11 protein-coding genes and 1 pseudogene are annotated in these 13,349 nt (G+C 65.8%); 5 read left to right on the top strand and 7 right to left on the bottom strand.

The window, feature by feature from the left end:
- Positions 1-584 precede the first annotated feature (584 nt).
- The 3 genes and pseudogenes from BMY25_RS12610 to BMY25_RS12600 form a co-directional block, all read right to left on the bottom strand.
- Complete coding sequence (locus BMY25_RS12610; protein ID WP_092497065.1) at positions 585-854, bottom strand: RDD family protein; 270 nt, start codon at positions 852-854, stop codon at positions 585-587.
- A pseudogene (locus BMY25_RS21460) lies at positions 818-1,030 on the bottom strand (GYF domain-containing protein); the annotation flags it as partial. The gene BMY25_RS12610 and the pseudogene BMY25_RS21460, both read right to left, overlap by 37 nt.
- Before the next feature lie 190 nt (positions 1,031-1,220).
- Positions 1,221-2,360 (bottom strand): aminotransferase class I/II-fold pyridoxal phosphate-dependent enzyme, encoded by a 1,140-nt coding sequence (locus tag BMY25_RS12600; protein WP_092497063.1) that lies wholly within the window; start codon positions 2,358-2,360, stop codon positions 1,221-1,223.
- A 257-nt stretch (positions 2,361-2,617) separates the two neighbouring features.
- On the opposite strand from BMY25_RS12600, the gene BMY25_RS12595 reads away from it, so the two are divergent.
- From BMY25_RS12595 to BMY25_RS12575, 5 genes are read left to right on the top strand one after another with little or no spacing between them, the layout of a single operon-like run.
- Positions 2,618-4,228 (top strand): ABC transporter substrate-binding protein, encoded by a 1,611-nt coding sequence (locus tag BMY25_RS12595; RefSeq protein ID WP_092497061.1) that lies wholly within the window; start codon positions 2,618-2,620, stop codon positions 4,226-4,228.
- 4 nt (positions 4,229-4,232) lie between these two features.
- A complete protein-coding gene (locus BMY25_RS12590; protein WP_092497059.1) occupies positions 4,233-5,294 on the top strand; it encodes an ABC transporter permease in 1,062 nt (353 codons plus the stop codon).
- Positions 5,294-6,217, top strand: coding sequence for an ABC transporter permease (locus tag BMY25_RS12585; protein WP_092497291.1), 924 nt, complete (start codon positions 5,294-5,296; stop codon positions 6,215-6,217). Before BMY25_RS12590 ends, BMY25_RS12585 begins: the two co-directional genes overlap by 1 nt.
- The gene (locus BMY25_RS12580) at positions 6,214-7,068 is read left to right on the top strand and encodes an ABC transporter ATP-binding protein (RefSeq protein WP_238858309.1); all 855 of its coding nucleotides are present in this window, start codon (positions 6,214-6,216) and stop codon (positions 7,066-7,068) included. The genes BMY25_RS12585 and BMY25_RS12580 overlap by 4 nt, the downstream gene beginning before the upstream one ends.
- Complete coding sequence (locus BMY25_RS12575; RefSeq protein WP_092497287.1) at positions 7,065-7,856, top strand: ABC transporter ATP-binding protein; 792 nt, start codon at positions 7,065-7,067, stop codon at positions 7,854-7,856. The genes BMY25_RS12580 and BMY25_RS12575 overlap by 4 nt, the downstream gene beginning before the upstream one ends.
- A gap of 19 nt (positions 7,857-7,875) precedes the next feature.
- Here BMY25_RS12575 and msrQ read toward each other — a convergent pair whose 3' ends face one another.
- The 4 genes from msrQ to BMY25_RS12555 all read right to left on the bottom strand — a co-directional run bounded on the left by msrQ (position 7,876) and on the right by BMY25_RS12555 (position 13,346).
- A complete protein-coding gene (gene msrQ, locus BMY25_RS12570; RefSeq protein ID WP_092497057.1) occupies positions 7,876-8,598 on the bottom strand; it encodes a protein-methionine-sulfoxide reductase heme-binding subunit MsrQ in 723 nt (240 codons plus the stop codon).
- On the bottom strand, positions 8,598-9,542 hold the full coding sequence (gene msrP, locus BMY25_RS12565) for a protein-methionine-sulfoxide reductase catalytic subunit MsrP (RefSeq protein ID WP_092497055.1): 945 nt from the start codon (positions 9,540-9,542) through the stop codon (positions 8,598-8,600). Before msrP ends, msrQ begins: the two co-directional genes overlap by 1 nt.
- Positions 9,543-9,716: 174 nt before the next feature.
- Positions 9,717-10,973, bottom strand: coding sequence for an AGE family epimerase/isomerase (locus tag BMY25_RS12560; RefSeq protein WP_238858308.1), 1,257 nt, complete (start codon positions 10,971-10,973; stop codon positions 9,717-9,719).
- A 120-nt stretch (positions 10,974-11,093) separates the two neighbouring features.
- Positions 11,094-13,346, bottom strand: a complete 2,253-nt coding sequence (locus BMY25_RS12555) for a xanthine dehydrogenase family protein molybdopterin-binding subunit (RefSeq protein WP_092497051.1) — start codon at positions 13,344-13,346, stop codon at positions 11,094-11,096.
- Between the last annotated feature and the right edge of the window lie 3 nt (positions 13,347-13,349).

Genomic DNA, 13,349 nt, shown 5'->3' with positions numbered 1-13,349 from the left:
AGGAAATAGCTGACCAGGCCCCCGCTTCAGGAAAAAGCCGTTGGCCTCGACGAACTCCACGTTCCCCACCTTGAAGGGCGCCCAGTCGCCGTCGAGTTGAAGAATGGTGCTGAGTGCTATCCGCTGTTGTCGGGCGTAAACGGTAATCTCTTCCTGACCGGTGACATCACTGTCGGCGGCCAGCCTCACGACGCTGGATCCGTCCAGGGCGGCGAAGCTGAAGACTGGATCTTTCGCCCCCTCCACTGTCCTGATCGAGAGAGTCCAGCCCTGCGGCAACCAGGCAGCCTTCCCGGAGATCGGGTTCGTCCAGTACTTTTCTTTGGCTGCTGCACTCTGTTCCAGTTGCAGCTGTCCGACCCGATCGAACAGCGCGAAGGTGCCGAGCAGCAACAGGATCGGTAGCAGGACACCGATGAATCTCCGCGTTCGTCCGATCGGTCGGGCGATCACTGTAGCCATGCCGCGATCATAAGGAACCGGTGCGTCCCGCACGCGCCTCTCGAAAAGCGCGATAGGCCCGGATCTGCCCGACAACGGGGATGCCATAGGCGGTTTCGTTGACGAGGACCGTCATTCTTGCTTCAGCTGTTGAAAAGCCTGAGGCGGGTCCTTCCATCCGCCGCGACTGCACGTAGCCCGAGGATCTTCTTGCCCAGCGAGTTGCCGAAGAGCGCGAGGGTGACGGCGTTCACGAGAGACGCCAGAGCTACCACCAAGAAGGGCAGGAGCCTGTCGTAGCCTCCCTGTTCCGTTGGCCTGGGAAGCCAGCCCTTCACAACAAGAAGGCCGAACAGGAACATGAGAGGGATGGTGATCAGGTGGATGTCGAAATAGCGCGCGCCCTGCCGCAATCAGGGGGCGCCCCGCGTATTGGGCACCCCGCGTGCCGGCGTCGTGCCATCGTGCTGCGCGGCCGTGACCGGGTTTCCATGGCCTCGCCATAGGCCTGCCAGTCCGGCCACCCTTCAAGCCAGATCAGCGTCTCCCGCCCGATATCGCCGCGGGCGAAGAGTCGTTCTAATTCTGATAGCGAGACGGGCCGACCGGCTTACCGGCCTGCGCTTAATACCGTTCCTGCACCCCGGCCCTCCCGGAAAGATGCTCGATCGAAGACGATCGTGTCCTAGACTCATTCCGCACGCGCTGCCGATTGAAACAAGACCCCGCGGCTTATTCCTTGCCGTGTGGCATTCGGGCGGCAGCCCGAAGGCAGCCGTTCAGCCCGTCTGCCGGCGCGCCGCGAACCAGGGCGCCATGCGGGCCAGCGCTTCTTCCACCCGGTCGGTGGAGACGGCGAAGCTGAAGCGCATGAAGCGGTGGCCGTCCACGGGATCGAAGTCGATGCCCGGGGCGGTCGCGACCCCGGTGTCGCGCAGGAGCTGGGTGCAGAAGGCGAGACTGTCGTCCGTCAGATGGCCGATATCGGCGTAGATGTAGAACGCCCCGTCCGGCGGCGCGATGCGGGTCAGGCCGAGTTCCGGCAAGCGCTGGAGCAGGAGGTCGCGGTTGTGCCGGTAGGTCTCGACATGGCCTTCCAGTTCGTCGACGCAATCCAAGGCGACGAGGCCGGCGTGCTGGCTGAGCGAGGGCGGGGTGAGGAAAAGGTTGCCAATGCGCGCGCGGGCGGGCGCGATCAGCTCCGGCGGCACGACCAGCCAGCCCAGCCGCCAGCCGGCCATGCTGAAATATTTGGAGAAGCTGTTGATCACCAGCGCTTCCGGCTCGTCCTGCAGGATCGAGCGGGTCGGCCCGACATAGCTGAGCCCGTGGTAGATCTCGTCGGAAACGATGCGGATGTCCCGCTCGCGGCAGATCTTCGCGATGGCCTGCATTTCCGCCGGCTCGATGATCGTGCCGGTCGGGTTGGCGGGGCTGGCGATGATCAGCCCCTCGGGCGGGGGATCCATCGCGGCAATGGCGGCGGCAGTGATCTGATAGCGCTCGGCCTCGCCGCAGGCGACCTCGACCGGCTGCAGCTGCAGCGCCTTCAAGGTGTTGCGATAGGCGACGTAGCCGGGCCGGGCGACGGCCACGCGTGCGCCGGGAGCGAAGGCCGCGTTCAGCGCCAGCACGAAAGCGGGTGAGGAGCCGCAGGTCAGCAGGATCTGTTCGGGGTCCAGGCTCACGCCGTAGCTCTCGGCGTAGTGCCGGGCGATGCGCTCCTTCAGCGGCATGCTTTCCCAGTACCCCATGCCGTCCGTGTCGAGCACGCGGTGCGCCGCCTCGATGGCCTTTGCCGGGGCGCCGGTAGAGGGCTGGCCGAACTCCATGTGGATGATCGAGCGCCCCTCCGCCTTCATCTGATGGGCGAGCCGGCTGAGGCCGATGGCGTGGAAGGGATCGATCTTGGCAGTCATGGAGGTATCCCTTGAGGCTGGGGAAGGGCTGGTGGCCCGCTTCGACGCGACGTTGCGTCCCTCTAGCGCGAGCGGACGGTTCCTGCCGACCGAAAAATCCCGACGGCCTCCTGTTGAAACAGGGACGGAGACGGTTCGGACCTCCGACTTGGCCGATCCGTCCAGTGGGGCCGCTGGTCAACGCCTGCTTTTCGTGCAGAATGTTCCACTGATCACGGTTGAGGCACATTCCGGGCCGAGATCTTGAGGGGAACACGATGAAGCTGCTTTCAACGGCGCCGGTCGCGCGCGCCGCCTTCTGCGCATTGACCATCATGCTGGGGGGCGTCAGCCTGCCCACGCTGGCCGCGACGCCCAAGGACACCCTGGTCGAGGCCTTTGCCTTCGACGACATCATCACTTTGGATCCGGGCGAGTCCTACGAGCTCAGCACCGGCGAGATCCTGGGCAATTCGTACCAGACGCTGGTCCGCTTCGACATCGACGACCCCGCCAAGATCTACGGCGACGCCGCGCAGAGCTGGACGATTTCCGAGGACGGCAAGACCTACACCTTCAAGATGAAGCCCGGTCTGAAATTCGCCTCGGGCGACCCGTTGACCGCTGAGGACGCGGTCTATTCCTTGCAGCGCGCCGTCCTGCTCGACAAGCCGACAGCCTTCATCCTTGGCCAGTTCGGCCTGACCAAGGACAACGTGAAGGATAAGGTGAAGAAGGTGGACGACCTGACGCTCACCTTCGAAGTCGACAAGCCCTATGCGCCGACCTTCGTATTGAACTGCCTGACCGCGACGGTCTCCATGATCGTCGACGAGAAGCTGCTTCAGCAGCATGAAGCCAACGGCGACATGGGCAATGGCTGGCTGAAGACCCATTATGCCGGCTCGGGCCCCATGAAGATCCGCGAATGGCGCGCCAACGAGATCGTCGTGCTGGAGCGCAACGACAATTACAATGGCGAGAAATCAAAGCTCGCCCGCGTGATCTATCGCCACGTCAAGGAAGCCGCAACGCAGCGCCTGCTGCTGGAAAAGGGCGACGTGGACGTGGCGCGCAATCTCGGCCCCGTCGAGCTCGACGCAATGGCGAAGAACCCGGATATCAAGACCGTCAGCGCGCCCAAGGGCACCCTGTATTATTTCAGCCTGAACCAGAAGAACCCCATCCTCGCCAAGCCGGAAGTGCGCGAAGCGATGAAATATCTGGTGGACTATGACGCGATCGGCGCCACCCTTTTGAAGGGCATCGGCGAGATCCACCAGACGTCACAGCCGGACGGCTTCCTCGGTGCGATCGACGACAAGCCCTATCACCTCGACGTTGCGAAGGCCAAGGAGCTGCTTGCCAAGGCCGGCTACAAGGACGGCTTCTCCGTCACCATGGACGTGCGCAACACCGAGCCGGTGACGGGCATCGCGCAGGCTGTGCAGCAGAGCTTCGCCAAGGCCGGCATCAAGATGGAAATCATCCCCGGCGACGGCAAGCAGACGCTGACCAAGTATCGCGCCCGTAACCACGACCTTTATATCGGCCCGTGGGGCGCCGACTACCAGGACCCGCATTCCAATGCGAGCGGTCTGATCTGGAACCCCGACAACTCCGACAATTCCACCGAGAAGTCCCCGGCATGGCGCAACGCCTGGCAGGACAAGGCGATGAACGACGAGGTGCAGGCCGCCGTCCTGGAGCGCGACACGCAGAAGCGCATTGCCCTCTATCAGGACATGCAGCGCAAGCTGCTGGCCGACGGGCCTTTCGTGATCATCTACCAGCAGATCGAGGTTGCGTCGCTTCGCAAGGACGTTGGCAATTTCCGCCTCGGTCCGTCCTTCGATACCAACTACGCCTACAAAGCCACCAAGGGCTGACGGCATGAGCCTCACGGCAAATGCAGGCGGACGCTCCGGCGCCCGCCTCAAGGGTTTCGGCAAGGCGGCTTCCCGCCTCCTGATCAGTATCGTACTGACCTATGCGGGGCTTCTCGCGGTCACCTTCTTCATCGGCCGCGTGGTGCCGATCGATCCTGTGCTGGCGATCGTGGGGGACCGCGCTCCGGCCAACGTCGTGGAGCGCACGCGTCAGGAACTGGGGCTCGACAAGCCGCTCTACGAGCAGTTTGTCATGTATGTCGCCAAGGCGGTGAAGGGCGATTTCGGCACCTCGGTGCTGACCTCCAATCCGGTCATCCAGGATCTGAAAAGCGCGACCCCCGCAACGCTGGAACTGGCGCTCGCCGGCACGCTGCTCGGCACCGGCATCGGCGTGCCCCTCGGCATCATCGCCGCCGTTCGGCGCGGCAGCCTCGTGGATCAACTCGTCCGCGTCGTTGGCCTTGTCGGCTATTCCGTGCCGATCTTCTGGCTGGGCCTGATGGGGCTCGTGCTCTTCTATGCGCGGCTCGGCTGGGTGCCCGGACCGGGGCGCATCGACATCGCCTATGAATTCACGGTGGAGCGGCAGACCGGCTTCATGCTGCTCGACACGGCGCTGCAGGGCCAGTGGGACGCCTTTGTCGACGTGCTCCGCCATCTGATCCTGCCGGCGGCGCTGCTCGGCTATTTCTCCATGGCCTATATCAGCCGCATGACGCGCTCCTTCATGCTGACCGAGTTGTCGCGCGAATATGTCGTGGCCGCCCGGGCCAAGGGCGTCGGCGAATTCCGCATCATCTGGCGCCATGCGCTCCGAAACGCTCTGGTGCCGCTCGTCACGGTGATCGCGCTGTCTCTTGCCGGCCTGCTGGAAGGCTCGGTGCTGACCGAGACGATCTTTTCCTGGCCGGGTCTCGGCCTCTACATCACCAACTCCCTTCAGAATGCCGATCTGAACGCCGTTCTCGGCGGCACGATCGTGGTCGGATCCATGTTCATCGCCCTTAACCTCTTGTCTGACCTGCTTTATTCCATCCTCGATCCGCGGACCCGCGCGCGATGATGCCGGAAGCATATAATCCGCCGGCTCCGGGCTGGCGGGAATGGCTCTTGACGGAACGCCCGGCCTCGCGACGGCAGGCCCGGCTAGGAAGGGCCTATGCCTCATGGACGCGCTTTGCTTCCAACCGGCTGGCGCTGGTCGGGCTGGCGATCCTCGTCCTGCTGCTGCTCGTCGCCGTCTTCGCCGGTCTCATCGCGCCGGATTCCCCCGTCGTGGGAGGCGATCTGCGCACCGCGCGCCTGCTGCCGCCCTCGGCCGCGCATGTCTTCGGCACCGACGACCAGGGCCGCGATATCTTCTCGCGCATCGTCTTCGGCTCGCGTCTGACGCTGATGATCGTCTTCCTCGTGGCGATCATCGCCGCGCCGGTGGGCCTCCTGATGGGCACGGTGGCGGGCTATGCCGGCGGCTGGGTCGATGCGACGCTGATGCGCATCACCGACATCTTTCTCTCGTTCCCGAAGCTCGTACTGGCGCTGGCCTTCGTGGCGGCGCTCGGCCCCGGCATCGAGAATGCGGTGCTTGCCATCGCCATCACCTCCTGGCCGCCTTATGCCCGCATCGCCCGTGCCGAAACGCTGGCGATCCGCAACTCCGACTTCATCGCCGCCGTGCAGCTGATGGGCGCGTCGCCGGTGCGCATCGTGCTGCGCCACGTCGTGCCGCTCTGCCTGTCGTCGCTGATCATCCGCGTCACGCTCGACATGGCCGGCATCATTCTGACCGCCGCCGGCCTCGGCTTCCTCGGCCTCGGCGCGCAGCCGCCCTCGCCGGAATGGGGCGCGATGATCGCCGACGGCCGCCGTTTCGTGCTGGACCAATGGTGGGTGGCGGCGGCGCCGGGCGCTGCGATCTTTATCGTCAGCCTCGCCTTCAACCTGCTTGGCGACGGCCTGCGCGATGCGTTGGATACGCGCGGATGACGAACATGAAATCCGATACCGCGCCGCTTCTGGAAGTGCGCGACCTCCGCGTCAGCTATCCCACGCGGGATGGCCGCACCGAGGTCGTGCGCGGCGTGAACTTCACCCTTGGCCGTGAGCGGCTGGGGATCGTGGGCGAATCCGGCTCCGGCAAGTCGCAGACGGGCCGCGCGATCATCGGCCTGACCCCGCCGACCGGCCGCATCACCGCCGAGCGGCTCGCCTACAAGGGAACCGATCTCCTGACGGCGAGCCCGCGGCAGCGCCGGCAGATCCGCGGCGGCGGCATCGGCATGGTGCTGCAGGACCCGCGCTTTTCGCTGAACCCGCTGATGACCATCGGCCAGCAGATCGTGGAGGCGCTGCGCTCGCATGTCCGCGTATCCGGCAGCGACGCCCGCCGTCGCGCGCTGGAAATGCTGGAACGCGTCCGCATCAACGATCCCGAGCGCGTCTTCGGGCTTTACCCGCACGAGGTCTCCGGCGGCATGGGCCAGCGCGCGATGATCGCGATGATGCTGATCGCCGGGCCGGACCTGCTGATCGCGGACGAACCCACCTCGGCGCTCGACGTGGTGGTGCAGATCGAGGTGCTGGCGATCCTGGACCAGCTCGTCGCCGAGCGCGGCATGGGGCTGATCTTCATCTCCCACGACCTTCGCCTTGTCTCGTCCTTCTGCGACCGGGTTCTGGTCATGTATGCCGGCCGCGTCGTGGAAGAGATCGAGGCGAGCCGCCTCTCGGAGGCCAAGCACCCCTATACGCGCGGCCTGCTCGATTGCGTGCCGCGCCTGCACAACGATCGGCACCCGCTGCCGACGCTGCAGCGCCAGGCGGAGTGGGCGGTATGAGCGACCTTCACGGGAAGAGCGGGACGGGGGCGCCGGTCCTCATCGCCGATGCGCTGGGCGTCGATTTCGGCCCCTTCCGCGCGGTGGACGGCGTTAGCTTCGAGGTCCGGCCCGGCGAGTCGCTCGGTCTCGTCGGCGAGTCCGGCTCGGGCAAGTCGACCATCCTGCGCGCCATCGCCGGGCTCGCGCCGATCAGCTCCGGCGCGGTCCGGTTCGAAGGCAAGCCGCTCGGCAAGCGCCGGGAAAAGGCTTTCTACCGGCATGTGCAGATGGTCTTCCAAGACCCCTACGGATCGCTGCATCCACGCCAGACGGTGGACCAGATCCTCTCCGAGCCGCTGGCGATCCACCGCATCGCCGATGGCGAACGGCGGATCCGTCAGGCGCTCGATGAAGTGGGCCTCGGCAGCGGCTTCCGTTTCCGCTATCCGCACCAGCTTTCCGGTGGGCAGCGCCAGCGCGTGGCAATCGCCCGGGCGCTGATCACCGAGCCGGAACTGCTGCTTCTGGACGAGCCGACATCGGCGCTCGATGCTTCCGTGCAGGCGGAGATCCTGAACCTCCTGGAGGAGATCCGCCAGCATCGCCGGCTGAGCTCGATCCTCGTCAGCCACGACCTCGCGGTGATCACCCATCTCTGCGAGCGGTTGATCGTCATGCAGTCGGGCCGGGAGGTGGAGACCCTCACCAGCCGGCAGCTGGTGGCGGGCGAGGTGACGAAGCCCTATACGCGCGAACTGATGGCGGCGAGCGAAGGCTTCCGGCGCAAGGAGCCGGTCCCCGCCTGACGGGACCGGCTGCGGCGTTTCAGACCTGGCGCGGCTGGCCGGCGAGGGGCGTTCCGGCGCTCCGCTGCCTTGCAGAGCCACGCCGCTTCGGCCGCCAGAGCGGCCTGAGCAGCCGATATGTCAGAAGCACCGCGACGATCCCGGCATAGACCAGCGGTTCCGTCGGCCAGGACTTCACCGACATCACGAAGTGCACGGCCCCGGCGGCGGCGGCGAGATAGATCAGCTTGTGCAGGCGACCCCAGTTTCGTCCGAGGCGGCGGATGAAATAACCGTTCGAGGTCACCGCCAGCGGGATCAGCATGACGAACGCCGCCATGCCGATGGTGATGAAGAGCCGCTTGAGCACGTCGGCGACGACAGCCGCGATATCCAATCCCTGATCGAGGATCAGGTAAGTCGAAAGATGCATCGCGGCGTAATAGAACGCGAGAAGCCCGAGCGCGCGGCGGTAGCGGATCAGGCTCATGCCCGTGATCTCGCGGAGTGGCGTGACGCAGAGCGTCAGGATCAGGAAGCGCAGCGCCCAGAGGCCGAGCGAATGCTCGAAGCTCTTGACCGGGTCGGCCCCGAGCTGGTCCGTCGCGCCGAGATAGAAGGTCCAGACCGCCGGCACGAAGCCCACGACGTAGAGCGCCCAGACCTGCCACGCCTGCCGCCGGCCGGGACGCGGGCCCGAACGACGTATGGGGGTGGCCGGGGCGGCGGCCGGGGGAGCGGTCGGACGGGCAGGCGAGGCCATCAGTAGTTCACCCGGAGGTCCATGCCGGAATAGAGGCTCGCCACCTGGTCGCCGTAGCCATTGAAGGGCAGCGTCTTGTGCCGGCCGGCGCCGAAGAAGCTGCTTTCGCCGATGCGGCGCTCTGTCGCCTGGCTCCAGCGCGGATGGTCGACCTCGGGATTCACGTTGGCGTAGAAGCCGTATTCGTTGGCGGCCTGCCTGTTCCATGACGTCGGCGGCTGCTTGTCGACCAGGCTGATGCGGACGATCGACTTAATGCCCTTGAAGCCGTATTTCCACGGTACGACCAGCCGGATCGGAGCTCCGTTCTGGTTGGGCAGCGTCTCGCCATAGAGGCCGACGGCGAGGATCGCGAGCGGATGCATGGCCTCGTCCAGCCGCAGGCCCTCCACATAGGGCCAGTCGAGCACGGGCAGGAAACCCTTCTGCCCCGGCATCTCGCTCGGCCGCTGCAGCGTCTCGAACGCGACGTATTTGGCGCTGCCGTTCGGCTCGACCTTGTTGAGGAGTTCGGCGAGCGGGAAGCCGATCCACGGGATCACCATCGACCACGCTTCCACGCAGCGCATGCGATAGACGCGCTCCTCCAGCGGCATGGAGGACAGGAGGTCGTCGATGCCGAATTCGCCGGGCTTGTTGACGAGCCCGTCCACCTTCACCGTCCAGGGTCGGGTCGTCAGCGAGCCGGCATAGGCGGCGGGATCGCCCTTGTCCGTGCCGAACTCGTAGAAATTGTTGTAGGTCGTGATGTCCTTCAGCGAGGTCTGCTTCTCGTCCACCTTGAAGGCGCTCGGCTTGGCGGAAAGAGGAGCCGCGAGCGCCGGGCCGGCAAGTCCGGTCGCGCCCAGCGCGACAGCGCCGCCCAGAATCTGCCGCCGGCTGAGGAAGAGTTCCTTCGGCGTGATCTCTGACGCGGGAACGGTGGGATAGCGATAGGCGGGCACGGGAGCGGCTCCGGGATGATCTCAGGGTGGAAATAGAGATCCTGACGGACGAAACTATTCCCTGCGCCGCAATTAAACGTGACGCCGTGGAGCAAAACTTTTCCCGTCGCTCCTCCGTATGCTGTCGAATGCTGCCGGGACCGGGCCGCAACGTGCGCGACCCGGTCCGTGGCTTCAGCCCGCGTTCGCCTCCGCCAGCGCACAATCGAGCAGGCTGCCCTTCGCCGGGAAGAGCGGGATCAGGCAGGCCTGCAGCGAGTGATAGATATCGGGCTGGCCGGAGAAAAGGCTCGTATTCACCTCCAGCTCCCGGTCGATCTGCGGGATCCAGCGCCCGTTCGGCCGCTCCAGCACATGCGCCGTCGTGAAGTTCCAGATGCGCTGGTACCAGTCCTCGAAGAAGGCGTCGCCCGTCAGATCGTGCAGGAAAGCCGCGGCGCCGATGCCTTCGCAGGCCGGCCACCACATCTTCTCCGTGTTGAGCGGACGTCCGTCGAAACCGACGGTGTAGAAGAAGCCGCCGTATTCCGGGTCCCAGCCGTCGCGAACGGCATTGTGGAAGAGGGTGGAGGCCGCCTCCATCATCCAGTCGTGGCGGCGCGACCCCGCGACCCAGAGCTGTGCCAGGAGCCGGCTCCATTCCAGCCAGTGGCCGGGCGTCGAGCCGGCGGGGCGGAACATCTCCGAGCCCTTGTAGGCGAGGTCGAGTTCCCAGTTCTCGTTGAAATGCTCCGGCAGGCGCCAGTCGTTCGCGCCGGTGATGCGGCGGATCAGCAGGTCGGCGATCGATTCCGCCATGCGGAGCAGCGTCTCGTCGCCGGTCGCCTCATAGCCCGCCATCAGCGCCTCGGTGAGGTGCATGTTTGAATTCTGGCCGCGATAGGGGGCGCCGAGCGGCTGCCAGTTGGCGGTGAATTCCTCGGCGACGGCGCCGTGGCGCTCTTCCCAGAAGCGCTCCTTCAGGAGCGGCACGATATCGGCCAGAAGCCGGTCGGCATCGGGATGGCCGACCCGCTTGGCGCTGGCCGCCGCCAGCAGCACGAAGGCATGGCCATAGGCCTGCTTGGAAGGATCGACGGGCCCATCGTCGCCGACGCCCCAGAAGTAACCGCCGTTCTCCGGGTCGCGGTGACCGGACCACAGATAATCCATGCCATGGTCGATCACCTCATCCGCGCCGGGATGGCCGAGCGCCTTGGCGACGCAGAAGGAGAAGATCAGGCGGCTGGTGGCGTGGAGATTACGCGTGCCGGAGCCGTTCTCGTCCTTGATCGGCTGGCCGTCATCGTCGAGCTCGTAGAAGCCGCCGAGCGGATTGACCGAGGCGAACTGAAAGGTGTCGAAGAGCGTGCGGGCCTGGCCCGTCAGCCACAGGCGATGATAGGGGCGGTTTCTCCAAGGCTTCGGTGCCTGTCCGTTTTCTTGCTGCAAGGACGTTTCCTCCGTCGGCGTGGACGCCGCTTTTAGCATTTCTGGCCGCCCTGTCGCGCGCTTCGGGAAACGAAAAAGGCGCCCCGGTTCCCGGAGCGCCGTCCTTTGGCGAGCCTCGCTTCAGGCGAGGATCTTGTCGATCGTGATCGGCAGGTCCCGGATGCGCTTGCCGGTTGCGTGGTAGACCGCGTTGGCGATCGCCGCGGTGGTGCCGACGATGCCGATCTCGCCGATGCCCTTGGCGCCGATCGGGCTGGTCTTGTCGTCCGGCTCTTCCACGAAGATCACGTCGATGTCCTGCACGTCGGCATTCACCGGCACGTGGTACTCCGCGAAATTGTGGTTCATGAAGCGACCGAGATTGTGATCGGCGAAGGTTTCCTCCTCCAGCGCCGCGCCCATTGCCATCACCACGCCGCCGAGGATCTGGCTGCGCGCCGCCTTGGGGTTCAGGATCTTGCCCGCCGCGACCGCATTGACGATCCGCGTGACGCGAACGACGCCGAGTTCCTCGTCGACCTTCACCTCGACGAAGATCGCGGAATGGGTGTAGCTGACATATTCCTTCTGGGTGGCGGAATCCGGAGCGGCGCTGCCCTCCGCCTCCATCCGGTGCTGGCGGGCTGACCGAACGATCTCGCCCAGCTTCACGCTCGATCCCTCATCCGCGGCCAGCATCATGCGACCGTCGCGGAAGGCCACGCCGTCGAAATCAACGTTGCCGAAGGGGCTGTCCGGCATGGACTGTGCCTGCTTGAAGAGCGCCTGCTTGAGCTTGTCGCAGGCATCGACGACGGCGGACGAGGTGGAAGCCGCGGCCCATGAGCCGCCCTCGACGGGCGCGGTCGGCAGGGAGCTGTCGCCGAGCCTAGCCGTCACATGCTCGATCGGCAGGCCGAAGGCGTCAGCGCCGGTCAGCGCCATCACCGTGTAGGTGCCGGTGCCGATATCGGAGGTGGCGCTGGAAACCTCCAGATGGCCGGTTTCCGTCAGGCTGGCGCGCGCCGCCGTCTTGTTGATCTTGGCTTCCCAGACTCCGGTCGCCATGCCCCAGCCGACAAGCTCGTGGCCGTCGCGCATGGAGCGCGGCTCGGCGCTGCGCTTCGACCAGCCGAAGCGTTCCGCGCCCTGCTCGTAGCAGGAGATCAATGCCTTGCTGGTGAACTTCTTGTCCTCGTTCTGGTCGAAGTCGGCATAGTTCGTCAGCCGCAGCTGCAGCGGATCGACGCCTGCGGCATAGGCCAGTTCGTCCATGGCCGATTCCAGCGCGAACACGCCCAGCGTTGCGCCGGGCGCGCGCATGTCGGACGGCGTGTAGGTGTCGATCTTCGCCAGTTCGTAGCTGAGCTTGACGTTGTCGCAGCCGTAGAGAAGCCCCGCCCAGTTCACCACCACCTCCTGGTAGTCCTCGAAATGCGAGGTGCCGGCCACAGCGTGGTGCATGATGGCGTCGAGCTTGCCACCGGGCGCGGAGCCCAGCGACAGCGTCTGGATCGTTTCGGGGCGATAGCTGAGCGTGAACATCTGGTCGCGCGTCAGCACCACGCGTACGGAACGCTCCAGCGCCTGCGCCGCCATGACGGCGAGGAAAAGCTGGTGCTGCGGGCGCAGGCCGATGCCGAAGGCGCCCCCGACGAAGGCATTGACGACCGTGACGTCGCTCTGGTTCAGGCCGAAAACGCCGGTCACGTAGGCCTGTGCGTTCTGCGACCCTTGAGTCTTGTCGTAGATCGTCAGCTTGCCCCCGGCGTCGCGCACGACCGTGGTGGCGAAGGGCTCCATGGGGTTGTGATGCTCCACGGCGACCCGGTAGGTTTCGTGCACCTTGACCGGCGCCTTGGCGAACGCGGCTTCCGCGTCGCCACGGGGCTCCGGCGGCGGGGCGATGCCCGAGCGCTTCTTGGGCGGTACGTAGGACTGGCCCTTCACCGCGTCGAGATCTGTGATGTGCTCTTCCGGCGCGTAGGTGGCCTTCACCAGCGCCGCCGCGTCGCGGGCAGCCTCGAAGCTTTCCGCCACCACCAGCGCGATCGGCTGGCCGCTGTAGAGGATGCCGTCGCCGTAGAGCGGCCGGAAGGGGCTGCCGGGCGGGGCGACCTGGTCCTGGTACTTGCTGTCGAACCACGCCGTGCGCGGCCGGTTCTCGTGGGTGAAGACCTCCACGACGCCGGGAATCGCCATGGCGGCGGAGGTGTCGATGGACAGGATGCGGCCTTTGGCGATCGAGCCGGACACGACGTACCCGTGCAGGAGATCGTCGGCGAAGTATTCACCGGCATATCTGGCGCCGCCGGAGACCTTCAGGGGGCCGTCGACGCGGCGCGTCGGCTGGCCGATGGAGGGCCGGCCGATCAGGGTTGCTGTGTCAGCCATGTC

The organism is Faunimonas pinastri (assembly GCF_900110915.1).
Lineage (GTDB): Bacteria > Pseudomonadota > Alphaproteobacteria > Rhizobiales > Afifellaceae > Faunimonas > Faunimonas pinastri.
The sequence above is the reverse complement of the archived record's forward strand: the minus strand, read 5'-3'. Positions and strand labels throughout refer to the sequence as shown.

Bases quoted from the DNA above. Each gene is read 5' to 3' on its own strand.
- BMY25_RS12600 (WP_092497063.1), bottom strand. From the start codon at position 2,360: ATGACTGCCAAGATCGATCCCTTCCACGCCATCGGCCTCAGCCGGCTC.
- BMY25_RS12595 (WP_092497061.1), top strand. From the start codon at position 2,618: ATGAAGCTGCTTTCAACGGCGCCGGTCGCGCGCGCCGCCTTCTGCGCA.
- BMY25_RS12590 (WP_092497059.1), top strand. From the start codon at position 4,233: ATGAGCCTCACGGCAAATGCAGGCGGACGCTCCGGCGCCCGCCTCAAG.
- BMY25_RS12585 (WP_092497291.1), top strand. From the start codon at position 5,294: ATGCCGGAAGCATATAATCCGCCGGCTCCGGGCTGGCGGGAATGGCTC.
- BMY25_RS12580 (WP_238858309.1), top strand. From the start codon at position 6,214: ATGACGAACATGAAATCCGATACCGCGCCGCTTCTGGAAGTGCGCGAC.
- BMY25_RS12575 (WP_092497287.1), top strand. From the start codon at position 7,065: ATGAGCGACCTTCACGGGAAGAGCGGGACGGGGGCGCCGGTCCTCATC.
- msrQ (WP_092497057.1), bottom strand. From the start codon at position 8,598: ATGGCCTCGCCTGCCCGTCCGACCGCTCCCCCGGCCGCCGCCCCGGCC.
- BMY25_RS12555 (WP_092497051.1), bottom strand. From the start codon at position 13,346: ATGGCTGACACAGCAACCCTGATCGGCCGGCCCTCCATCGGCCAGCCG.